Here is a 22,816-nt window from a genome sequence, read left to right on the forward strand (position 1 = left end):
GTCACTGAGCGCCCTTCCCTGGTCGCTGAGCGCCCTTCGTCTCGTCGCTTCGCTCCTCGCTCAGGGACCGCTGCGCGAGACGAAGCGTCAGAAGGCAAGGAACACGGTCTCCTTCTCGCCCTGCAGCCGGATGTCGTGCTGCAGGCTGCCATCGGGCAGGCGCGTTGCGACGAGCGTAGCGCGGTCCTCCGGCTCCAGCGAGGAGAGCAGCGGGTCGGCGGCGAGCAGGTCCTCGTGCTCCGGAAGGTAGATGCGCGTGTGCAGCTTGTCGGGCAGCCCGCGGGCGAACACGATGACCGCGAAGAACGGCGCCTTGCCATCGATGGGGCCCGGGTTGAGGGTCCAGAACTCGTAGCGGCCCTCATCCGTGGTCGCGGCCCGGCCGAAACCGGTGAAGCTGTGGGCGTCGCGGCGGAACGCTCCCCGCGCGGTCGGGACCGTCCCCTCCGGCGTCGAGCCGAAGATCTCGATCACCGCATCCGGGATCGGGGCGCCGCCGCCGTCGTACACGGTGCCGCCGAGGATGACCGACCCCGGGCTGTGCGGATACACGACCTCGTGCTTCTTCGCGTAGTCGAGCCCGAAGGCGAAGAAGGGGCCGACGGTCTGTCCGGCCGTCGGCTCCAGGGTCTTCTCGCCCAGATCCACCCGGTCGCTGAGCTTGTCGAAGCGTGCCATCTCAGTGCTCTCCCTCTGGTTCGAACCACGTCGCATCCGGACCGTCGACGACGATGTCCCAGCGGTAGCCCATCGAGAACTCCGGCACCGTGAGGTCGTGGTCGTACGTCGCGATCAGGCGATCGCGGTCGGCCTGTCGGGGGATCGTGTTGTAGATCGGGTCCAGTGCGAACAGCGGGTCGGACGGGAAGTACATCTGCGTCACGATGCGCTGGGTGAACGCGCTGCCGAAGACCGAGAAGTGGATGTGCGCCGGGCGCCACGCGTTGACGTGGTTCTTCCACGGGTACGGGCCGGGCTTGATCGTCGTGAAGAAGTACTCGCCGTGGTTGTTGGTGACCGTACGGCCGGCACCCGTGAAGTTCGGGTCCAGGGGTGCCGGATGCTGGTCGCGCTGGTGGATGTAGCGGCCGGCGGCGTTCGCCTGCCACACCTCGACGAGCTGGTTGGCGACCGGGCGCCCCCACGAGTCGAGGAGCCGGCCGGTGATCGTCATCCGCTCGCCCTGCGGCTCGCCCGTGTGCTGCAGCGTCAGATCCGACTCGATGGCCGCGACGTCACGCTGGCCGAAGGCCGGCGAGTGCAGCTCGATCGTCTCCGGGTCGACGAGACGCAGGTTCTTCGTCGGATGCCGCAGCAGGCTCGACCGGTACGGCGGAAAGTCGTGCAGGCTGCGTCCGACCCGCTCGCCCGCGGCCTCGCGGCGCAGGGCGTCGGCATGCACGTCCTTGATCTCCTGCGTGATCGCCGCCTGCGTCACCTGGATGGCCGGCGCGAGCAGCGACTCGGGGGCCGCCGCGGTCGGCGTGGGTGAGGTCATGGTGTCCCCTTCGACAAATCGACTCCGACCCGCCCGGGCTTTGGGGCGCAGTCGTCGAGAAAATCGTGTCAGCCCCGGCCTCCGGTATCCGCCCGCACTCCCACTCAGTGGGAGAGGAACCCTTCCCGCGGCGAGGGCTGGACCCACCCCGACGCCGGCGCCGCGCCTCGTCCAGCCGCTTCGGGAGGAGATCCCGGCTAGGGAGGATGGATTCGGCGGTACGAGTCCTCCCAAATCGGAATGTCCTCCCGAAGCGCGACACCGGTGCCCTACGGCATCCGCAGCGCTCGTGCCAGGTCCTTCGCGGTCTGCACGACCAGGCCGCCCAGCCGGCGCTCGTCCGCGTGCTCGAGGCTCACGACCGTGCCGATCGCGATCGGGGGGAGTCCTTCGACGCCCGAGAGCGGGGCCGCGACGGAGACGTTCCCGAGCGTCATCTCCTCGCGCGTCGTCGCGAAGCCTCGCGCCTGTGCGCGCACGAGCTCCGCGCGCAGTTCCGGCTCCGACGTGATCGAGTGCGTCGTCTCCGGCTCGAGCGGGACGGAGAAGTAGCGGCCGAGCCACGCCTCGTCGCGCGTGGACAGCAGCGCCTTGCCGACACCCGTGGTGTGCAGCGGATGCCGGCCGCCCATGCGGCTGAGGGTCGGAATCGACCCCTGTCCGGTGACGCGCCCGACGAAGAGGGCGACCGCGGCCTCCGGCGACGGAGCATCGAGCACGGCCAGGTGCACGTTCTCTCCGGTGGCCTCGTAGAGCCGCAGCATGTGCGGCAGCGCGGTCTCGCGCAGGCGCAGCGAGAGCGGGGAGAGCTCGCCCAGCTCCCACAGGCGCACCCCGATCGTGTAACCGTGGCCGGGAGCGCGGGTCAGCAGGCCGAAAGCCGTGAGCTGTGCGAGCAGGCGGTGCAGAGTGGATGACGAGAGCCCTGTCCGTTCGCCGAGCCGGGCGGCCGTGAGCGTCGGCTCGTCGTCGGTGAAGCACTCCAGCACCCGCATTGCACGGGCGAGCACCCCGTCACCGGCGCCGCTGTCGTCGTCCACCGCTCCTCCTGCTCTGCTCCGAGGTTACCCACCGAAGACCGCGCGGCGACGCTACGAACGCTGGTCCATTGCGAGCGGACTACTTCCGGCCGACGGACTGACGGCGGGGTCGGCGACACAACGCAGGAGAACGAGCCGGAGAGCCGTGGAGCCGGTCCCGTCGGACACGGTGCCGTCGACCCGGTCCGGTCGGACCCCGACCGAGTCACCGCCCGTGAGAAGGTGGGCGCATGGCGAATTCGCCCTCCGGCGACTCCGTGACCGACCGGGTCGTGCGCGTCCTCGAGACGTTCGGCCCCCACCGCACCGTCCAGACGGCGGCCCAGATCGGGCGCCGCGCCGCCCTGCCCTCCTCGACGGCTCACCGCCTGGTGGCAGAGCTCGTGGAGGCCGGGCTGCTCGAACGGGACGACGACCATCGCGTGCGGCTCGGCATGCGGCTGTGGGAGCTTGCGCTCCGTGGATCCGAGGCTCTGCGGCTGCGCCAGGCGGCGCTGCCCTACATGGAACGGGTGCAGGCCCGCGTCGGCGAGCACACCCAGCTCGCCGTGCTGGAGCAGGACGAGGCGCTGTTCCTCGAGCGGCTCTCGTCCCCGTCATCCGGTGCCAACATCACGCGCATCGCCGGTCGCCTGCCGTTGCACGCGTCGTCGTCGGGGCTCGTGCTGCTGGCCCACGCACCCACCGAGCTGCAGGATGGCATCCTGTCGAAGCCGCTCGCCCGCCTTTCGCCGGAGACGATCACGGATGCCGCTGTGCTGCGCCGAACGCTCGCCGAGGTGCGCCGCAGTGGATGGGTGATCGCCCCCGGTTCCATCGAGGCCGTGTCGACGGGTGTGGCCGTGCCCGTGCGCGATCGTGGTGAGGTCGTCGCCGCGCTGTCCGTCGTGCTGCCGCGCGACGCCCCTACCGCGGAACCGCTCGAGGCGCTGCGGGCCGCCGCCGCCGGCATCCAAACGGCCCTCGCCGCCGACCGCCGCTGACGGGCGTTGTTGCGGCGGAGCGACCGGAGCCGGTCGCCGAAATCCATTCACGTGCATCGGGAATGACCCGGCCACGACCGCGGTTGGGCATCAGGACGCCGCCGTCCCGCAAGGACGCGGCGTCCTCTCGTTCCACCACCACATCCCCAGGAGCTCTTCATGCCCACTCTCATGGTCATCACCGCCAGTACCCGTTCCGCACGTGTCGGCCACACGGTCGCCGACTGGGTTGCGAACACCGCGCGCGGCCGCGGCGACTTCACCGTCGATGTCGCCGACCTTCAGGAGATCGGCCTGCCGTTCTTCGATGAGGCGCACCCGCCGATGCTCGGCAAGTACGAGCTGCCGCACACCCTCGCCTGGGCCGAGCGCGTCGCCGCCGCCGACGCCTTCGTGATCGTGAGCCCGGAGTACAACGGCTCCTACCCCGGTGTCCTGAAGAATGCGCTCGACTATCTCGTCGCCGAGTGGGGCGGCAAGCGCGCCGCCGTCGTCGGCTACGGCGCCTACCCCGAGAGCCGCATGATCGGTCAGCTCGACTACGTGCTGCGCAACCTGCGCTTCGACCGCACCTCCCGCGACCTCCAGGTGCAGACCCCCTGGGCGCTCCTCGACGAGAGCGGCAAGCTGGCCGCGCCGGCCGAACTCACCGCCGAGCTGCAGTCGATCCTCGATGAGCTCGCCGTGGTGCGGACCGAGGCCGTCGCCGCCTGAGCCGACGGAGAAAGACGCCTCGACCCGAGCGACGCTTCGACACTCTCAGCGACCTCAAGCGACGCTTCGACACGCTCAGCGACCTCAGGCGCTAGCGAACGCGTGCCCATTCAATGAGAATGGGCACGCGTTCTTCGTTCGTGGCCACCACACTGGATGCAGCATCCGCCCGTCGTCGAAGGAGACGTCATGACCACCGCCCGCACCCGCGTCGCCATCATCGGGGCCGGCCCGGCCGGCCTGCTGCTCTCGCACCTCCTCGAGAAGGCAGGCATCGACTCGATCGTGATCGACTCCCGCACCCGCGAAGAGATCGAGACGACGATTCGCGCGGGCATCCTCGAGCAGGGCACCGTGGATGTGCTCGAAGGCTCCGGCGCGAGCCCGAGCATCCGCGCGAAGGCGAACAAGCACGACGGCATCGAACTCCGGTTCGCGGGCCAGGGTCACCGCATCGACTTTCCGAGCCTCACCGGCCGCAGCGTGTACCTCTACCCACAGCACGAGGTGCTCAAGGACCTGATCGAGGTGCGACTCGTCGCGGGCCAGGACCTGCGCTTCGGCATCACCGCCGAGCGGGTCGACGGATCCGACAGCGATCGTCCGCGCGTGATCGCGACGGACGCCGGGGGCGGTGCGCTCGAGATCGAGGCGGACTTCGTGGTCGGCGCCGACGGGTCACGCAGCGTGGCGCGGCCAGCCGTGACGGGATCATCGACCGGCGGGTACTTCCGGGAATATCCGTTCGCCTGGTTCGGCATCCTCACCGAGGCCCCACCCAGCGCGGAGGAGCTGATCTACAGCAATTCGCCCGACGGGTTCGCCCTGATCAGCCAGCGCAGCCCGACGGTTCAGCGAATGTATTTCCAGTGCGACCCGGATGCGGACCCCGACGCGTTGTCGGAGTCCGAGATCTGGGAGGCGCTGCAGGCGCGCGTGCCCGGGACGACGCTGGTCGAGGGGCCTATCATCAAGCGCGACGTGCTGCGGTTCCGCAGCTTCGTCGCCCACGAGCTGCGCCGGGGGCGGGTCGTGCTGGTGGGCGACGCCGCGCACACCGTTCCGCCGACCGGCGCCAAGGGCATGAACCTCGCGGTCGCCGACGTGATCCTGCTCGAGCTGGCCCTGCGCGCCCTGCTGCTCCACAACGACGAGAGCGCGATCGACGCCTACGCCGACAAGGCGCTGCGGCGCATCTGGAAGGCTCAGCACTTCTCGTGGTGGATGACGAGCATGCTGCACGTGGCGCCGAATGCATCGGACTTCGACCGACTGCGCCAGCTGGGCGAGCTGCGTTCGGTCGTCGAGTCCGAGGCGGGGCGTACATATCTCGCCGAGGCGTACACCGGCTGGCCGATCGAGCTGTAGGGGTTCGACCGGTCCCGGCCGCCGAGCCTGTCGAGGAGTCCCGGTCGCCGAGCCTGTCGAGGAGTCCCGGTCGCCGAGCCTGTCGAGGAGTCCCGGTCGCCGAGCCTGTCGAGGCGTCGACGATGCCGGTCGCCGAGCCTGTCGAGGCGTCGACCCTTCGACAAGCTCAGGGACCGGAGGCGGCTCGGGTACCGATACCGGAGAGTCGGAGCCCGGTACAGAGCAGGCGGGCTGGGGTATAGTCCCGGAACCATGGGCCAGTCGCGGGAGGGGCAGCCGAAACCGGCACTTCTGCTGTTCGTCGCGGTCTGCGTCATCGCCGCGAACATGCGGGCGACGATCACCGGCATCGGCCCGCTGCTCGACCAGATCGGCGACGACCTCGGCATCGGCAGCGCCGCGCTCGGCCTGCTGGCCGCCGTGCCGCTCATCGCCTGGGCGCTCGTCTCGCCGCTCGCCCACGACCTGAGTCAGCGGTTCGGGCACTCGCGGGTCGTGCTGTGGTCGCTGCTCCTCCTGACCGCCGGCACCATCTGGCGCTCTGCTGCGGGCCCGGCGATCAACCTGTGGCTCGGGACGGTGCTCATCGGCGTGGCCCTGGCGATCGCCAACGTGCTGATGCCGGCCGTGATCAAGCGCGACTTCGGCGCCCGTGTGCCCGCGGTGATGGCGGTGTACACGGCCCTGCTCGGCGGGGTCGGGGCCATCGCGTCCGGCATGGTCGTTCCGGTCTCGCACCTCGAGGCCGACGGCGGTGAGCTCGGATGGCGTCCCGCGCTGCTGGCCACCGGCATCCTGCTGCCCTTCGCCATCGCGCTGTGGGCCTGGACCATGCGCGGTGCGCACACGGATGCCGCTGCCCGGGCGCGCGGGACGACACGCCGCCCGCCGACCGGCATCTGGCGGGACGGGCTGGCGTGGCAGGTGGCCGCGTACATGGGTCTGCAGGCCGCGTCCTTCTACATGCTCGTCACCTGGCTGGCGCCGATCTCGACGTCCATCGGACGGAGCGAGGTCGTCGCGGGCGTCGACGTGATGTTTTTCCAGATCACCGGCGTGATCGGGTCGCTGCTCGTGCCGGTGGTCCTCCGCGGCCGGCTGCGGAGGTGGGTGCCGGCCCTGCTCCCATCGCTTGCGATCGTCGGCGCGCTCGGCCTGATCCTGGCGCCGGCGGGCGTCTTCGCGTGGGCGTGCCTGGCCGGATTGTCGGCGGGGGCATCCCTCGGCATGTCGCTCACACTGATGGCCGAGCGCGCCCGCGACCATCACACGGCCGTCGCCCTCTCGGGCATGTCGCAGTCGGTCGGGTACGTCATCGCCGCCCTGGGACCGATCGCCTTCGGCGCCCTGCACACCCTCACCGGCGACTGGACGGCGCCGCTGCTGCTGCTCGTGCTCGTGCTGCTGGGGCAGGGGGTCATCGGCGCACTGGTCGGGCGCGAGCGCTTCGTGCTCCACCGCCGCTGACCGACGGCCCGGTACAGAAAGCAGCACGGCAAGACCCTGGCGCGATCGTCGATTCCGTCGATACTGGGGCCCATGGCAATGCGCCGAGTTCTCGAGCAACCATCCGGCCTCTCGTATCGCGACGAAGTGATCACGGTGCCAGAGGAGGCCGCGCTGCTCGAACGGTTCGCGCGGCTCGAGGTGACTCCGCTCGTTCTGCACGGCGTCCCGTCGCGTCGGCTCACTCGACATTTCGGCGTCGGATACGACTTCGGCACCCGCGGCACCGTCGAGGTCGAACCGGTGCCCGACTACCTCTTCGGCCTCCGGGCGAAGGCCGCCGAGTTCAGCGGGGTCGATCCGCTCACCTTCGTCGAGGCACTCGTCTCGTTCTACCCACCCGGCGCCGCGATCGGCTGGCACAAGGACGTGCTCGCCTTCGGCGGCGTCGTCGTCGGCGTCTCACTCGGCTCCGCTTGCCTGATGCGTTTCCAGCGCACGGCGGCCGGGGGCGAACGCCGCGTCTTCGAGCAGCCGCTCGCGTCCCGATCGGCGTACGTGCTCACCGGCGCCGCGCGCTGGACCTGGCAGCACTCGATCCCGCCCGTGGCCGAGGACCGCTGGTCCGTGACGTTCCGGCAGCTCGCGCGCCCTCGTTCGTGAGCGGGGCGACCCCTCGCGGCATCCGCCCGACTCTGGTAGCACTATGCACATGACCGCCGTCGCTCGAAAGAGACCAGCGGATGCCGCGCGCAAAGGCTCGTCGTTCGTCGCGCTGCTGCGGGGCGTCAACGTGGGAGGCAGGAATCTGATCCGAATGCCGGACCTCGCCGAGTGCTTCCGCGACGCCGGGTACGGAGAGGTCAGCACCTACCTGCAGAGCGGCAACGTGCTCTTCACCGCCCCGCGGCAGAAGGGGCCGAAGCTCGAAGCCGCGGTCGAGAAGGTGATCCACGAGCGCTTCGACGTGCCGCTGCTCGTCGTGATCCGCTCCCGGGACGAGTTGGCCAAGACTCTCGACGCCGCGCCCGCCGACCACGCATCGCCGAAGCTGCGGAGCGACGTCTTCTTCCTGAAGCACCCGCTCACCGCGGCCCAGGCGCTCGCGGAACTTCCCGAGCTGCGCGACGGTGTGGACTCCGTGACGCCCGGGCCCGGCGTCATCTACTTCTCCCGGGTGGCGTCGAAGGCGACGAAGACGCGCATCCAGAGGTTCATGGCGATGCCCGTCTTCCAGCAGATCACCGTGCGCACCTGGCGCACCTGCACGGGCCTGCTCGAGAGGCTCGACGCCGTGGACGGGGCCTGATGTGCTCACAGAGGCGTCAGGACCGCGATCTTCCAGCCGTCGCCGGCCCGGACGAGCTGATACATGTTCCGTTCGTTGCGAGCGTCGTCGTCGTCGTATGACCAGGTGACATCGGCCCAGATGCTGTGGGCGGTCTCGGCGACGACATCGATCTCGGGGTGCGCTTCGGAGATGCCCGCGTACTGAGCGAACGCCTGGGCGAAGAACGCCTCCGTCTGGGAGCGGTCGGACACCGCGATCGCCTGTTCGGGGAACTGGATCAGCGCCGGCACGGCATAGTGACCGGCGATCGCCGCCGCATCACGGGCAAGCAGGGCGGCGGTATAGCTCTCGAAGAACTCGCGGGCGGCACTGTTCTCGCTCATGCGTCCAACGGTAGTTCCGGGCGGGTCGGACGTCATCAACCAAGGTCCGTGATGGTGGCGGATGCCGCATCCCATCGACGGATGCCGACCACCTGGCCGCGGAGCTCATCGCCGACGAGCGGCACCGCCGCCGGGAGGTCGCCCAGACGCAGCCGGCGCGCGAGCGTGACATGGGGCGACCACTCGCCCGGGCTGGTGTGGCGGGCGTCGTCACCCGGTCCGACTCGTTCGTGCACCGCCGCGTGCAGCTCAAGCAGCTCCCGCGTAGGCACGACGCTGCGCACGAGCACGCGGTGCTCGCCCGCCCCGAACAGTGTCGGTCCGCCGAGGGTGAGGGGAATCGGCAACGAGCCGACCAGGTCGGCCGCGTGGAAAGGCTCCAGCTCCGAGCGCACCACCAGCGTGATGTGGGGACGGTTGCTGGGCGAGACGTGATTCGCGAGACTCGGCAGCCCGGCCGCCGCCAGGGCGTCCCACTCGTGGCGCACACGAGCCTCCGTGGCGACATCCAGCAGCAGTTCGATGCTGACGACCTGCCTCATGCCCGCACCCTAGCCGAATCGGCGAGGCGTCGTCGGCACCATGTACCGCCCCTACAGCGGATACGCGGCGGGCTCGCGGCGAAGCGTGATCCACCGGGTCTCGGTGAAGGCGTCGATGTTCGCCTGCGCCCCGCCGTGCCGCGATCCCGTCCCCGACGATCCGACCCCGCCGAACGGTGCGTTCGCCTCGTCGTTGACCGTCTGATCGTTGATGTGCACGATCCCGGTGGGGATGCGCCGCGCCAGCTCCAGCCCGCCGAACACGTCGGCGGTGACGATTCCGAGCGTCAGTCCGTAGTCCGTATCCGAGGCCAGTTCGACGGCCTCATCGTCGGTCGCGTACGAGACGACGGATGCCACGGGCCCGAAAACCTCGTCGCTGTACGCCGCGGCATCCCTCGGCGGGTTGGCGAGCACTGTCGGGCGGTAGAAGAGCCCTTCGTAGGTGCCGCCGGCGCGCAGCTCTGCGCCCGCCGCGACGGCGTCCTGCACGAGGGTGTGCACGCGGTCGCGCTGGATGTCGTCGATGAGCGGCCCGAGGTGCACCTGATCCGCAGCGGGATCGCCCACGTGCATCGACTCCGCCTTCGCGGCAAGCTTGTCGACGTACTCGTCGAACAGCGACTCGTGCACGATGTGGCGCCCCACGGTCATGCAGATCTGGCCCTGGTGGAGGAACGACCCCCAGGTCGCGAGGTTCACGGCCTTGTCGACATCGGCGTCGCCGCGCACGATGTACGCAGAGTTACCGCCGAGCTCGAGGTGCGCGCGGGTGAGGTTCCGCCCGGCGATCTCGCCCACCGAGCGCCCGGCGCGTGTCGACCCGGTGAAGGCGATCACGCGCACACGCGGATCCGCCACCATCGCCTCTCCGACGTCGGCGCCTCCCGGTACCAGCTGCAGCAGCCCGGCCGGCAGGCCCGCCTCCTCGAAGATGCGCACCATGGACACACCACCCGTGATCACCGTGCGCGGGTCGGGCTTGAGTAGAACGGCGTTGCCGAGTGCCAGCGCGGGTGCGATTGCGCGGATGCCGAGGATGAGTGGCACGTTGAAGGGGGAGATGACTCCCACGACGCCGACCGGCACCTGCTGGGCGATCGAGAGCCGCGGCTCCTCGCTCGAGAGTACGGAGCCGAGGGGCGCCGACGGCAGCGACGCCGCCTCGTAGCACTCGGCAGCGGTGACGTGCAGGGCGAAGCCCGCGAGCGGCGGGATGGCCCCGACCTCGCGGATGTTCCAGCCGGAGATCTCCTCGGCGTGCTCCTCCCACAGCTGCCCCGCCCTGCGCAGCACGGCGGACCGGGCCGGGTGCGGCAGCGCCGCCCACTCCTTCTGCGCCCGGGCGGCACCTTCGGCAGCGCGGGCGACGTCCGCGGCATCCGCGATGCCCACCAGCGCGAGCGTGGCACCCGTGGCCGGCTCGATCGACGGGATCTCGCCGCCTCCGCCAGGCACCCATTCCCCGTCGATGTGGATCCTGCCTGCGAACGCGGACTCGTCGATCAGTGCGCCGGATGTCTGCGTGATGGTGCTCATTGCAACTCCTTCGGGTTGTCGTGTCGTTTCTGCGTGCGGGATCGTGCCCGCGAATTCAGGCCGCGCGGCCTACGGTTTCAGGACGAGCCGCTGCGGGCGCCGTCCGACCGTGCTCAGCATCCAACCACGGTGGATGACCTCGGCGGCGTCCGCCGCCAGGCCGGCGCCGTCGTCGTACGGGTCGCGCCAGATGGCCAGCATGTCGCCCACCGCGGGCGGGAGGACGCCGCGCGAGAATGCTTCGACGCCGATCCGGCCTTCGTAGCCGAGATCCAGCGCCTGCCGCACGATGTCGGCGATGTCGAGCGCTCCGCTGCTGAGCAGTCCCCGCCCGGACTGGCCCAGCTCGAGATACCCGAGCTTCGGCAGGGCGACGCGGATCGCCTCGACGATGTCGGCCTCCTCGATCGCCATGTGGAAGGTGTCGAGGTGGATGCGGAGATGGTCGGACCCGCTTCGCTCGACGAATCGCAGCGCCTGGGCGGCGGTATTCACCACCGACGTCTCGTAGCGATTCAGCACCTCGAACGTCATCGTGATGCCGCGCTCGTGGCCATAGTCCGCGACAGCCCCGACTTCGCGCGCCGCCCGTTCGAAGCCGGCGTCGGATGTCGGGGCCTGGGGATGACCGAAGACGCCGTACGGCACTCCGTTCATCTGATCGCCGCCGAGGGCCGCGGTGAAGTCGACGGCGCCTCGCAGCAGTGCTGCTCCCGCCGCGCGCACCCCAGAGTCGGCCGAACCGACGTCGGTGTGCGCCGAGATCCCGCCCGCGATCGTGATCGGCGCCAGCCCGCTCTCCTCGAGCAGAGCGCGCAGCGCCGGCGCATCGGTCGACATCGGATCGAGCGGCGGCAGCACCACGGAGGAGTATCCGGCCTCGGCGATGACCTTCAGGGCCTTCGCGAACGGCCCCGCGGCCACATCCGGTACCAGGATGTTCGCGTGGCACGCCAGATCGAGCGTTCTCGCCGTGTGGCTGTCATCGGTCATGCGTCACCTCCGTTCAGAACGTGGGCAGGTCGAGGCGCTGCTTGTAGACCGAGTAGCCGTCGTCGACGTGCACCACCGTGCCGTTGATCACGTTGGACTCGTCGGAGGCGAGGAACGCGACGACGTTCGCGATCTCTTCCGGCTCGGTCATCCTGTTGCGCAGCTGCTCGGAGGCGAAGGTGCTCCTCAGTTCGTCACTGAACTGGTTGATGATGGGCGTCGCCACCCGTCCCGGTGTGATGGCGACCGCGCGGATGCCGTACTCAGCCAGCTCGTACGCGGCCGAGCGCGTGAAAGAGATCACGGCGGCCTTGGCGGCGCTGTACGAGAACGCGAGCTCCGCGGCCTGCTCACCGTAGATCGATGACGTGCTGATGATCACACCTCCCGTGCCCTGGTCACGGAACTGCCGACCCGCCGCCAGGATGCCGTAGTAGACGCCGTCCTGGTCGATGCGGATCATGGGGGCGTAGTCCACTTCCGGGTCGTGGTCGAGCAACGGCTTGCCCCCGGCGATCCCGGCGTTGTTGAAGATGACGTCGAGCTTTCCGAAGGCGTCGACGGTGCTCCGCACCGCGGCTTCTACCTCGGCGAATACCGACACATCGACGCCGACGGCGACGGCGGCACCGGCACCCTGATCGTCTACAACCGCCTGCGCGCGCGCGAGGTCGATGTCGGCGACCGCGACCTTCGCGCCCTCGGCGACGAACTTCCGAACGGTGGCCAGGCCGATCCCGCTGGCCCCTCCCGTGATGAGTGCGACCTTGCCTGTCAAACGCATGTTCTCTCCTGTCCTGGAGCTGATGGAGGGCATGGGAGCCGGTGGGGCGGGACGGCCCGCTCCACCGGCTCCGGATGAGCTACTCGAGCTGATCCGACGGGGTGATATCCGCCGCGTTGTCGATCGTGACGAGGGTCGTGTCGACGGCTTCGTAGTTGGAGTCGGGAAGCGTGCCGTCCTCCTGGTAGGCGATCATGTGCTCCATGACCGAGTCGAGGATCGACGGCCACGGCTGCTCGATCGTCGCGAGGAAGGCGCCCTCCGACTGGATCCCGGCGATCGCCTCGCTCGTGGCATCCACTCCGGTCACCTTCGCGCCCGCGCCGGCCTCGGTGATGGCCTGGGCCGCGCCGAGGGCCGCGTCATCCCAACCCACCCAGACGGCGTCGAGGCCGTCGGGGTTCGCGGTGAGGTAATCGGCGACGAGCGCGAGCGCCTCGGTGCGGCCGGTGGCCGGCGAGGTGACCTTCTGGATCTCCCCACCCGCGATCTCGGCTCCCGCTTCGGTGAACGCCTCTTCTGCGAGGCTCGCACGGAGACGGATACCCGGATGCGGGTCGTGCCCGATGACCATGACCGTCTTGCCGTCGAGGCCGCCGAGCGACTCGTCGATCGCGCCCACCGTCTGGTCGACGATCCCCTGCTGGTCGGTGGTGATGTTGATCGCGAAGGCGTCGTTCGCCTCGGTCGCGCTGTCCATGGCGAACATCGGGATGCCGGCATCCTTCGCGGCGGTGACGATCGAGCCGATCGAGGCGACGTCGGTGTAACCGTCGAAGATGGCATCGGCGCCCTGTCCGATCGCGCTTTCGACCGCAGGGTTCATCTTCTGGAAGTCGAAGTCGCCCTGGATCATCGTCAGGTCCCAGCCCAGCTCGTCGGCCTGCTCCTGAACCGCCTTCACCCACCACGCCCCGATCGGGGTCTGATTCCCGGAGGTGAACGCAATCACCTTGAACGCGTCGTCGCCACCCCCCGCAGCGGCGTCGCCGCCGCCGGTGCCACCGCCGCTCCCGCCGGAAGAGCACCCTGCCAGGACCAGAGTCGCCGCCGCCGCGACTGCGGCGAGAGCCTTGAGTTTCGTGCGCACTTGTCTACTCCTTTGTTGTGACTGCGTTTGCTGCTGGTGCCCGAGCGGGATCGAGACCCGCTCAGCTTTCTTTGGAGCGATGCGGGTCACCGCTCCCGGTTCTTGAACGACGAGAGCGTCACGGCGGCGATGATGATCAGCCCGGTGACCACCTGCTGCACATAGGCGTTGACCCCGAGGATGTTGAGGCCATTGCTCATCACGCCGATGATGGCGACGCCGACCATGGTGCCGACGATGTTGGCGGCGCCGGAACGCACGATCGTCATCCCGAGGAAGACGGCGGCGACGGAGAACAGCAGGTTGTCCTCGCCCTGCACGGCGCTCGCGCTGCCCAGTCGTGCCGCCAGCACGATGCCGCCGATCGCTGAGACCAGGCCGGCGACCGTGAAGGCGAGCAGCCGAGCGCTCCGGACGTTTACGCCAGATAGGCGGGACACCTCCGCGTTCCCCCCGATCGCGTACCACTTGCGCCCCAGGGTCGTGAATCGCAGGACGAACCACAGGATCACCGAGATGGCGATCGCGATGAAGACCGGCATCGGGATCTCGAGGAAGCGCCCCTGCCCCAGGAAGTTGAACTCCGGCGGCAGGTTGAACAGCGTCGTTCCATCGGTCACGAGGAAGGCGAGGCCCGTCACCGACGTCAAGGTCGCCAGGGTCGCCACGAAGGCGGAGAGATTCAGGTAGGCGACGAGGGCGCCGTTTATGAGCCCGATCAGCACCCCGACGACCAGGGCGGCCAGGATGGCCGCGGCGACGGGAACGCCGTTCAGCATCATGGATGCCGCGACCGCGCCGGCCAGGGCGGAGGTCGCCGCCACGGACAAATCGAAGTCGCCGACGACCATGACGATCGTCTGGGCGCCGGCGATGATCGCCAGGATGGCCACCTGGTAGAGGATGTTCCGCACGTTGTTGAAGCTCAGGAATACGTCGGGCCGCATCGCGAAGAAGAAGATGATCAGCACGAATAGGGCGAGGACCGTGCCGGATGCCAGCAGGGTCTGCCCCACCGACCGGCGAGGGACCGCTCGGGTGCCGGTGGCGTCCTCCAGTCCCGGGTTACGCGTCGTTGACATGTGATTCAGCCTTTCCGTAGCAATAGGCCAGCAGGACTTCTTCGTCCGCCTGGGCGGCGTCGACCTCGCCGGAGATCCGCCCCTCGTGCATGATGAGCACCCGGTCGCTCATGCCGATCAGCTCGGGCAGCTCGGAGCTGACGGCGATCACCGTCGTGCCGGCCGCCGCGAGCTGGCGGATGAGCCGATAGATCTCGGCCTTCGTGCCGACGTCGATGCCCCGCGTCGGCTCATCCATGAGCAGCACCTTCGGCGCGCGGGCCAGCATCTTGGCCAACACGACCTTTTGTTGATTGCCGCCGGAGAGTTCGCCCACCGGCTGCCGCTGACTGCGCGCCTTGATCTGCAGGTCGGCCATCCCCTTGTTGACGATGTCCGAGATGCGCGCGCCCGAGACCAGCCCGGCAGAGCTGACGGCGGAAAGATTGGCGAGGGCGATGTTGTCGCGAATCGTCGTGCCGAGGATCACGCCCTGGGTGCGCCGCTCCTCCGGAACCAGGGCGATGCCCGCGTCCAGCGCCCTGCCCACACCGGGTGAGTGCGGAAGCGTCGTGTTCCCGACCGCGATCGTGCCCGCCGTGTGCTTCTGCGCTCCGGAGAGGATGCGCATCAGCTCGCTGCGGCCCGAGCCGGCGAGCCCCCCGATTCCGAGGACTTCGCCCTTGTGAGCGGTGAACGAGACGCCCTTGACGCGGCGGCCGTCGATGCCGTCCACCGTGAGGGCGACGTCCATTGTCGCGGTGGTCCGCTCGGGATACAGCTCCCCGCCGGGGCGGCCGACCATGTTGGAGATGACCTCGTCGATGGTGGAGTCGGCGACATCTTTCGTGACGATGGTCGCGCCGTTGCGCATGACGGTGAGGCGGTCGCAGAGTTCGAAGACCTCCTCGAGCCGGTGCGACACGTAGAGGATCGCGACCCCTTCATCGCGCAGACTGCGGAGCACCGAGAACAGCTCGGTGATCTCGGTATCCGTCAGCGACGCCGTCGGCTCGTCGAGGATGAGAACGCGGGCGTCGGTCGCGAGCGCACGGGCGAAGGCCACCATTGTCTGCTGCACCGGCGACAGCTCACCGGCGAGCTTGCTCAGCGAAATCCTCTGGTGCAGGCGTTCGAGCTGCGAGCGAGCGCGCCGACGCAGGGCGCGCCATTGCACGATGCCGCCTCGTGACGGCGTCTGCTCGCCGAGCAGGATGTTCTCGGCGACGCTGATGGTGGGGATGATCGAAAGCTCCTGATACAGGGCGACGATGCCCGCGCGGTTGGCCACGCGCACGTTGTGGAACTCGACCTCTTCACCGCTGCGCCACAGGGTTCCGCCGTCCGGCGCGTAGATGCCGGTGAGCACCTTGATGAGCGTGGACTTTCCGGCGCCGTTCTCACCGAGCAGGGCATGGATCTCGCCCGGCAGCACCGAAAGCTGCGCGCCGTTCAGGGCGTGCACGCCGTCGAAGCGCTTGACGATGTCGCGGGCCTCGAGCGCGGGCGCTGTCGTTCGGGTCTCATCGATCGCGGTCATGGGGTCGCCTCCTCCGCGATGTCGTTGCAGCGGAGCACGACCTTCGGGAACTTCCCGCTGACGTGCATGGCGAACGCCTCGACCGCGTCTTCGAGGTCGAACACCGCCTGCGTGAGCTCGTCGAGATCGAGGTAGGGGAGGATCTGCAGGGCGCGTGGGAAGGCGTAGGGCGAGACGAACACGCCCGTCAGCGTCAACTCCTTCAGGTACAGGTAGTCCGACAGGTTGAGCGGCATCTCGAAGTTCTCCGGGTACATCGCGCCGTAGATGACCGTCGCGCCCTTGCCGGCGATGTCGAGCAGGCCCCGCACCGCGCGCGACGACCCCGAGGCGTCGATCACGATGTCGTAGCCGCGGCCCTGCGTGATCTCGTCGGCGCGGGCGTACTGATCTTCGGCGATCGGATCGACGACGACATCCGCCCCATGCCGGAGCGCCATCTCGCGCCTGTCGGCGATCGGCTCGATGAGGGTCAGCGATGTCGCGCCGTACATCTTCATCACCTGCAGGGTCAGCTGCCCGATGGGGCCGCCGCCGCAGATAGCGACCCGGTCGCCGACCTTGATCCCGGTCTTGTCGGCGATGCGCACGGCGACCGACGTCGGTTCGAGCAGGCATCCCTTCAGCAGCGAGACATCGTCGGGCAGCTTGTAGACCTGCGATTCGTGCCACGTGACGGTCTCGGCCATGCCGGGCCTGTTGTAGTCGTCGAGGTGCTCGCAGAACTGCTGCGTGCCCTCCTGGCACGGGCGACACGTGCCGCAGAAGCGCAGGAAGTTGCCCGCCACCCGATCGCCGACCTGCAGGCCGTTGCGGTGAGCGCGTTCGCCGAGCGCCTCGACGACGCCGGAGAGCTCGTGTCCGAGGCCGATCGGCACGTCGGTGCCGAAGAAGCCCTCGGCGAGGTGCGGGTCGGAGCCGCAGATGGCCGAATACGCCACGCGCACGCGCACGTCTTCGGGTCCGAGCACCGGCTCGGGGAAGTCGACCACGCCGATGCGGCCCCGCGTCTGCTCGTCGGGGTCGCGCAGGCTGCCGATCTTGGTGACGGCGACTGTTCTCATGTTCGTCTCTCCGTTGAGCCGATGGCGGCGCCAGCGAGGTCAGACCTGCGCAGCGAGCACCCGGCGGGTGGCGGCGATCGTGGCCGGCAGTCCATAGCCGTGCTTGTCGCGCAGCTCCTCGTCATCGCCGAAGCCGGCGTAGACCTGGGGGATGCCGAGCCGCTCGAAGGCGGTGAGGTGCACCCCGCGGTCCGCGACCACGTCCGCGATCCGGCTCGCGAGGCCGCCGTAGGCGAGGTGATCCTCGACCACGACGAATCGGCCACCGGTCTCTGCGGCGCAGCGCACGACCAGCTCCTCGTCGATGGGCTTGAGGGTGAACATGTCGACGACCCGGATCGAACGGCCATCCTTGGCAAGCTCCTCCGCGGCATCCAGCGCCTGCGCGACGACGGTGCCGTGGGTGAAGATCGTGGCGTCGGTGCCCTCGCGCGCGACGATGCCCCTGCCGATCTGGATGTCGTGCTGCCCGGGTTCGTAGAGCACCTTGTCCTTCTTGCCGACGGCCAGGCGGATGTAGATCGGCCCCTGCATCGTCATGGACTGGCGGATGATCTCGCCCACCATCAGCGGGTCGCCGATAGAGGTGACGGTCATGTTCGTCAGCGCGCACATGAGCGCAAGGTCTTCGACCGCGTAGTGGGTCGAGCCGCCGTTGCCGACGAGCCCGCCGTGGGTGCCGATGATCTTGACCGGAAGGTTGGGGTAGCAGACGTCGGAGCGCACCTGCTCCAGGGCGCGCATCGACAGGAAGGGGAGCATGCCCGAGACCACGGGGATGTTCCCGTCGTAGGCGAGACCGGCCGCGATGCCGACGCAGACCTGCTCAGCAAGCCCGACGTCGAGGAAGCGCTCGGGGAACTTGTCGCGGAACTCGACGAGCGTGGCGCCGATGTCGGGTGTCAGAACCCAGAGGTTCGGATACTCGTCGCCGAGCTCGGCGAGCGTGGTGCCGATGACGGACCGGGCGGAGAGCATCTCTCCGAACGTGAAGGTGACGGGCATCAGACTGACTCCTTCTCACGCGATGCTTCGAGCGCGGCCATGGCGCGCTCCAGGTCGGCGGCGCCGAGCGAGCCGGCGTGCCAGGCGAGGTTGTGCTCCATGAAGTCCACACCCTTGCCCTTCACGGTTTCGCAGACGACCACCGTCGGGCGGTTGCTGGAGGACTCGGGCAGTTCGTCGATCGCCTTCACGAGCTGGCCCATGTCGTGGCCGTCGATGTGCACGACGTTCCAGCCGAACGCCGCCCATTTGTCGGGGTAGGGCTCGAAGACGACGCGCTCCTCGGCGAAGCTGGTCATGAGCTGGCGGTTGCGGTCGACGAAGGCGACGAGGTTGCCGAGTTCGTTGCTGCGAGCGGCCATGGCGGCCTCCCAGACCGAGCCCTCTCCGGTCTCGCCGTCGCCCAGCAGGCACACGACGCGGTGCGTCTCGCCGCGCCCGCGGGCGCTCAAGGCCATGCCGACTGCGAGCGGAAGTCCGTGGCCGAGCGAACCGGTCGAACACTCGACGCCCGGCAGCTGCACTTTGCACGGGTGCATCCCGTAGGCGCTGTCGAGCTGGCCATACGTCTCGACGATTCCGTCGTACGAGAAGAAGCCGCGGATCGCCATCGCGATGTACATGCAGACGGCGGCGTGCCCCTTGCTCAGCACGAAGCGGTCGCGCTCCGGATTGCGGAGGTCGGTCGGGTCGACGTGCAGTCCGTACTCGAACAGCGCCGTCAGGATGTCGGCCGCCGACAGGTCGCCGCCGATGTGGACGGCTCCCTCGTACGTGCCGCACAGGTGCAGCAGCTTCGACCTGAGTTCGAATGCCAGGTCTTCCAGCTCTTCGACGGTGTGAAGTTTCTCATCCGCCTGCAGGCGCTCTCGGCCCATCACATGCCTCCTCGTTGAATGACACGGATCGTCGTTGCGACCACCGAACCCGGCGTCGTCAGCGACTCTCGTTCTTGGGTCCGACCCGGGCTCCGGGTCTCGACAGAGGCGACAGTAACACGATGTGATTTACAAGTAAACAGGAATGTACGTAAACTTGTTTAGGGATGCGAATCATCGCACCCATGGCAGAAGTAGAAACACAGAGAGGTGTTCGTACGACATGTCTGGAACCTTGGAAACGGTCCGCACGGGCCTGTTCATCGGGGGCGAGCCCCGGGAGACCGCCGAAACACTGTCGATCACCGACCCTGCGAAGCCGGGGGCCGTGGTCGGGCACGCGGCGTCGGCATCCGCGGAGGACGTTCGTGATGCGGTGGCGGCCGCGAAGGCGGCGTTTCCCGCGTGGTCGGCGTTGACCGGCCGGGAGCGCGCCGCGAAGATGGCGGAGGCGATCGCGGGCATCGCGGATGATCGTGATGTGGATGCGGCGATCCTGTCGCAGGAGAACGGGAAGATCCGGTTCGAAGGCTGGGTCGACGCGCTGGTGTTCGAGATCCGCTGGAATCTGGCGCTGATGCATGCGGACGAGGTCGATGCCGGGAAGGTGCTGCCGGTGGCGCCAGGGATCCCGGTGGAGACCGTCGTCTCGTATCAGCCGTTGGGGGTGGTCACGGTGATCGTGCCGTTCAACTGGCCGATCGCGATCCTCGGGGCGTCGTTGCCGCATGCGCTGCTCGCGGGGAACACAGTGATCGTGAAGCCACCGCCCTCGGCGCCATTGGCGACCACGCGGGTGGTGCAGCGGGTCGCGGAGAAGCTGCCGCCGGGGGTGTTGAACGTGGTCACCGGGCGGGATGAGAACATGGCGGGGCTGATCCAGAATCCGGATGTCGCGAAGGTCTGCTTCACCGGGTCGGTCAACGGCGGCAAGCGGATCATGGAAATGGCGTCGAAGACGCTGACCCGGGTCACCCTCGAACTCGGCGGCAATGACGCGGCCGTGTTCCTCGACGACGCGATCCTGGACGACGCGCACCTGGACCGACTTTACGCGGCCGTCTACGACACCACCGGGCAGATCTGCATGAACGCGAAACGCGTGTTCGTGCACCGCTCCCGGCTCGACGAGCTCGTCTCCGGGCTCACCACACGCCTGCAGCGCGCCAAGCTCGGGCACGGGCTCGCCGAAGACACCACGATGGGACCACTCCACCAGGGCGCGCAGAAAGCGTTTGTGGACGAGATCATCCAGGAAGCCAAAGACGCCGGCGCCGACGTCCGCGAATTCGGGGACCTTCCCGGCGGCGACCTCACCGGCGGCAACTTCGTCCGCCCCGCCCTGGTCATCGACCCCGACCCGAGCCTGCGCGTGGTCACGCAGGAGCAATTCGGGCCCGTCATCCCGATCATCCCGTTCGACACGGAGGAGGACGCCGTCCGCCTCGCCAACGACACGTGGGGCGGACTCTGCGGATCCGTATGGACCGGTTCGCCGGAATCCGCGCAACGCGTCGGTGCGCAACTCGTCTGCGGATACGTGTGGGTCAACGACCACGGCGCCACCCGCCTCGACCTGCGAGCGCCTTTCGGAGGCATGAAGCAGTCCGGGTTCGGACGCGAGCAGGGCATCGAGGGCATCCGCGCATTCCAGGACACGCGGTCCATCGCCACGATCGACGCGGCTGCTCTCGCCGCCCAGGCCCACTGATGGTCGGCCGTGGCCGGCGAGCGCCCTGCAGAGGCGTACGCCCGTCGGCCACGGCCCACGGCAGCGTGATGGCTAGAATCGCCCCACGGATGCTGACGTGATCCACCGCTGGAACGGAGTGCGCATGACGGCCGACCTGACCACAGGATCGAGCGCGTTCTACGAGGATTCGGCGGAGATCATCACCGAGCCCCTTCTCGATGTCATAGACAGCGAGAACTTCACTCCGCGGCTTCTCGCGCTGCTGTCGAACGCGCTGGTGTGGCGCGAGTCGCGCCTGCTCCGTCGCGCCTTCAACCTCGGCACGAACGACTGGCGTGTCATCTCAGCCCTGTCGATCCGCCCGGGCGCGACGTCCACCGAGATCTCCGAATTCGTCGCCATGAACAAGGCGGTCGTCTCGAAGAGCGTCAACACGCTCATCGCCCGAAGCCTCATTGTGCCCGCCGACGGGCCTCGCGGCTCGCGGCCTCTGTACCTGACGCGCAGCGGAGCCGAGATGCATGCCCAGATGAAGCCGATCTCGCTCCGAGGTCAGGAGATCGTGCTGTCCGACCTCAGCGCCGACGAGGTCGCTCTTCTCAACGCGCTTCTGCTGCGACTGCTGGCGAAGACCCCCGACCTCTCCCGCGCCGCCGACACCGACTCCGACGAGGACTCCCCCGGAGCCTGACGCATCGGCGAATCGGTCCGCGGTGGCTCGACCTGGCCATTGTCAGGCGTGCCACGCGTCGGTGCGGCGTGCGAGCGCATTCTCGATGTCCCTATGGACATTGCCTATGGCCATAGGTATTCTGGTGGTCGGAAGCGCAATGATGCCTCCTCATGAAAGCGGAAGGAACCCGATCCGTGTCCCGATCCACCCGCGTCCCGGCGAATCGCCAGGCGGCGCTCGAACTGCTCACCGACTACTCCCTCGAGATGACCGGCAAGGATGTGCCCGGACTGCTCGAGGCCAAGGGAACCATCCCCGTCGGCACCAAGATCAACGTCACCTTCCTCGGCAACGAGGACCTCGAGATGCGCGTCGCCGCGGCGAAGGCCGTGCGGGAGTTCGGCTTCGTGCCCGTCCCGCACATCTCGGCCCGCCGGCTCAGCAGTCAGACCCAGCTCGAGGAGTTCCTCGGCCGCCTGCAGGAGGTCGGCGCGACCAACAGCGTCTTCGTCGTCGGCGGCGACCCGACAACGCCGGAGGGTCCCTACGAGGACTCGTTCGACGTCATCCGCTCCGGCATCCTTCCGTCCTACGGCGTGCGTGAGGTGAGCATTGCGGGCTATCCCGAGGGACACCCGGACATCTCGGAGGGGAAGCTTTGGAAGGCGCTGGAGGACAAGTCGGCGTCGCTGAAGGAGCAGGGGCTGGATGCCACGATCCTCACGCAGTTCGCCTTCGACACCGATCCGGTGCTGGCGTGGATCAAGGAGGTCCGCGCACGCGGGATCGACACGCCGATCCGCATCGGCACGCCCGGTCCCGCCGGCATCAAGCGGCTGCTCGGATTCGCCCGGCGCTTCGGCATCGGCGCCAACGCGATGATCGTGAAGAAGTACGGCTTCTCGCTGACGAACCTGATGGGCACCGCCGGCCCCGACAAGTTCGTCGAGGACCTCGCGGGGCTGCTCGCTGACGACCCTTCGACAGGCTCAGGGACCGGGGCGACAGGCTCAGAGACCGGGGTGACAGGCTCAGAGACCGGGGTGACAGGCTCAGGGACCGGGGTGACAGGCTCAGGGACCGGGGCGACAGGCTCAGGGACCGGGATGTCAGGGGCAGCGACTAACGCGACCGGCAGCGTCAAGCTGCACTTCTACACCTTCGGCGGGCTGCTGGCCACGTCGGAGTGGGCGCGCGACTTCGCGGCCGCCGACTCCTGAGGGTCGCTCGC

Annotated in this window: 23 protein-coding genes; 9 read left to right on the plus strand and 14 right to left on the minus strand. The window is 68.7% G+C overall.

The window, feature by feature from the left end; all coding sequences use genetic code 11:
- Window positions 1-87 precede the first annotated feature (87 nt).
- From pcaG to ACPW96_RS12805, 3 genes are all read right to left on the minus strand, one after another.
- On the minus strand, window positions 88-678 hold the full coding sequence (gene pcaG, locus ACPW96_RS12795) for a protocatechuate 3,4-dioxygenase subunit alpha (protein WP_425883532.1): 591 nt from the start codon (window positions 676-678) through the stop codon (window positions 88-90).
- Window position 679: 1 nt separating this feature from the next.
- Entirely contained in the window at window positions 680-1,498 is an 819-nt protein-coding gene (gene pcaH / locus ACPW96_RS12800; protein WP_425883534.1) for a protocatechuate 3,4-dioxygenase subunit beta, read from the minus strand.
- Between the two features lie 269 nt (window positions 1,499-1,767).
- Window positions 1,768-2,538, minus strand: a complete 771-nt coding sequence (locus ACPW96_RS12805) for an IclR family transcriptional regulator (protein ID WP_425883535.1) — start codon at window positions 2,536-2,538, stop codon at window positions 1,768-1,770.
- 230 nt (window positions 2,539-2,768) lie between these two features.
- On the opposite strand from ACPW96_RS12805, the gene ACPW96_RS12810 reads away from it, so the two are divergent.
- From ACPW96_RS12810 to ACPW96_RS12835, 6 genes are all read left to right on the plus strand, one after another.
- On the plus strand, window positions 2,769-3,521 hold the full coding sequence (locus ACPW96_RS12810) for an IclR family transcriptional regulator (RefSeq protein WP_425883537.1): 753 nt from the start codon (window positions 2,769-2,771) through the stop codon (window positions 3,519-3,521).
- A 159-nt stretch (window positions 3,522-3,680) separates the two neighbouring features.
- Window positions 3,681-4,235 (plus strand): NADPH-dependent FMN reductase, encoded by a 555-nt coding sequence (locus ACPW96_RS12815; RefSeq protein WP_425883538.1) that lies wholly within the window; start codon window positions 3,681-3,683, stop codon window positions 4,233-4,235.
- Between the two features lie 189 nt (window positions 4,236-4,424).
- Window positions 4,425-5,603, plus strand: a complete 1,179-nt coding sequence (locus ACPW96_RS12820) for a 4-hydroxybenzoate 3-monooxygenase (protein ID WP_425883540.1) — start codon at window positions 4,425-4,427, stop codon at window positions 5,601-5,603.
- A gap of 252 nt (window positions 5,604-5,855) precedes the next feature.
- Window positions 5,856-7,070, plus strand: coding sequence for an MFS transporter (locus ACPW96_RS12825; RefSeq protein ID WP_425883541.1), 1,215 nt, complete (start codon window positions 5,856-5,858; stop codon window positions 7,068-7,070).
- A 72-nt stretch (window positions 7,071-7,142) separates the two neighbouring features.
- Window positions 7,143-7,712: an alpha-ketoglutarate-dependent dioxygenase AlkB gene (locus ACPW96_RS12830; RefSeq protein ID WP_425883542.1), complete on the plus strand. Its 570-nt coding sequence runs from the start codon at window positions 7,143-7,145 to the stop codon at window positions 7,710-7,712.
- A 49-nt stretch (window positions 7,713-7,761) separates the two neighbouring features.
- Window positions 7,762-8,358 (plus strand): DUF1697 domain-containing protein, encoded by a 597-nt coding sequence (locus ACPW96_RS12835; protein ID WP_425883543.1) that lies wholly within the window; start codon window positions 7,762-7,764, stop codon window positions 8,356-8,358.
- Between the two features lie 5 nt (window positions 8,359-8,363).
- Here ACPW96_RS12835 and ACPW96_RS12840 read toward each other — a convergent pair whose 3' ends face one another.
- The 11 genes from ACPW96_RS12840 to ACPW96_RS12890 form a co-directional block, all read right to left on the minus strand.
- Complete coding sequence (locus tag ACPW96_RS12840; protein ID WP_425883544.1) at window positions 8,364-8,723, minus strand: hypothetical protein; 360 nt, start codon at window positions 8,721-8,723, stop codon at window positions 8,364-8,366.
- Between the two features lie 35 nt (window positions 8,724-8,758).
- Window positions 8,759-9,265, minus strand: a complete 507-nt coding sequence (locus ACPW96_RS12845) for a 2'-5' RNA ligase family protein (protein ID WP_425883546.1) — start codon at window positions 9,263-9,265, stop codon at window positions 8,759-8,761.
- 51 nt (window positions 9,266-9,316) lie between these two features.
- Window positions 9,317-10,804 (minus strand): aldehyde dehydrogenase family protein, encoded by a 1,488-nt coding sequence (locus ACPW96_RS12850; RefSeq protein ID WP_425883547.1) that lies wholly within the window; start codon window positions 10,802-10,804, stop codon window positions 9,317-9,319.
- A gap of 69 nt (window positions 10,805-10,873) precedes the next feature.
- Entirely contained in the window at window positions 10,874-11,797 is a 924-nt protein-coding gene (locus tag ACPW96_RS12855; protein WP_425821273.1) for a sugar phosphate isomerase/epimerase family protein, read from the minus strand.
- Window positions 11,798-11,810: 13 nt separating this feature from the next.
- Window positions 11,811-12,581, minus strand: coding sequence for an SDR family NAD(P)-dependent oxidoreductase (locus tag ACPW96_RS12860; protein WP_425883548.1), 771 nt, complete (start codon window positions 12,579-12,581; stop codon window positions 11,811-11,813).
- 79 nt (window positions 12,582-12,660) lie between these two features.
- Window positions 12,661-13,671, minus strand: coding sequence for a sugar ABC transporter substrate-binding protein (locus ACPW96_RS12865; protein ID WP_425821275.1), 1,011 nt, complete (start codon window positions 13,669-13,671; stop codon window positions 12,661-12,663).
- A gap of 86 nt (window positions 13,672-13,757) precedes the next feature.
- Window positions 13,758-14,753 carry an ABC transporter permease gene (locus ACPW96_RS12870; protein ID WP_425821276.1) on the minus strand — a complete coding sequence of 332 codons (996 nt, stop codon included), beginning with the start codon at window positions 14,751-14,753 and terminating at the stop codon, window positions 13,758-13,760.
- Window positions 14,737-16,272: a sugar ABC transporter ATP-binding protein gene (locus tag ACPW96_RS12875; protein ID WP_425821277.1), complete on the minus strand. Its 1,536-nt coding sequence runs from the start codon at window positions 16,270-16,272 to the stop codon at window positions 14,737-14,739. Before ACPW96_RS12875 ends, ACPW96_RS12870 begins: the two co-directional genes overlap by 17 nt.
- Window positions 16,269-17,336 carry a zinc-dependent alcohol dehydrogenase gene (locus ACPW96_RS12880; protein WP_425883550.1) on the minus strand — a complete coding sequence of 356 codons (1,068 nt, stop codon included), beginning with the start codon at window positions 17,334-17,336 and terminating at the stop codon, window positions 16,269-16,271. The genes ACPW96_RS12875 and ACPW96_RS12880 overlap by 4 nt, the downstream gene beginning before the upstream one ends.
- A 39-nt stretch (window positions 17,337-17,375) precedes the next feature.
- Window positions 17,376-18,341: a transketolase family protein gene (locus tag ACPW96_RS12885; RefSeq protein ID WP_425883552.1), complete on the minus strand. Its 966-nt coding sequence runs from the start codon at window positions 18,339-18,341 to the stop codon at window positions 17,376-17,378.
- Entirely contained in the window at window positions 18,341-19,219 is an 879-nt protein-coding gene (locus tag ACPW96_RS12890; RefSeq protein WP_425821280.1) for a transketolase, read from the minus strand. The genes ACPW96_RS12885 and ACPW96_RS12890 overlap by 1 nt, the downstream gene beginning before the upstream one ends.
- A gap of 223 nt (window positions 19,220-19,442) precedes the next feature.
- On the opposite strand from ACPW96_RS12890, the gene ACPW96_RS12895 reads away from it, so the two are divergent.
- The 3 genes from ACPW96_RS12895 (at window position 19,443) to ACPW96_RS12905 (ending at window position 22,805) form a co-directional block, all read left to right on the plus strand.
- Entirely contained in the window at window positions 19,443-20,930 is a 1,488-nt protein-coding gene (locus ACPW96_RS12895; RefSeq protein ID WP_425821281.1) for an aldehyde dehydrogenase family protein, read from the plus strand.
- Window positions 20,931-21,054: 124 nt separating this feature from the next.
- Window positions 21,055-21,603, plus strand: a complete 549-nt coding sequence (locus tag ACPW96_RS12900; RefSeq protein ID WP_425883554.1) for a MarR family winged helix-turn-helix transcriptional regulator — start codon at window positions 21,055-21,057, stop codon at window positions 21,601-21,603.
- A gap of 176 nt (window positions 21,604-21,779) precedes the next feature.
- Window positions 21,780-22,805, plus strand: a complete 1,026-nt coding sequence (locus ACPW96_RS12905; protein WP_425883556.1) for a methylenetetrahydrofolate reductase — start codon at window positions 21,780-21,782, stop codon at window positions 22,803-22,805.
- Window positions 22,806-22,816 lie beyond the last annotated feature (11 nt).

This window comes from Micromonospora sp. DT81.3 (genome assembly GCF_049847225.1).
Taxonomy (GTDB): Bacteria; Actinomycetota; Actinomycetes; order Actinomycetales; family Microbacteriaceae; genus Microbacterium.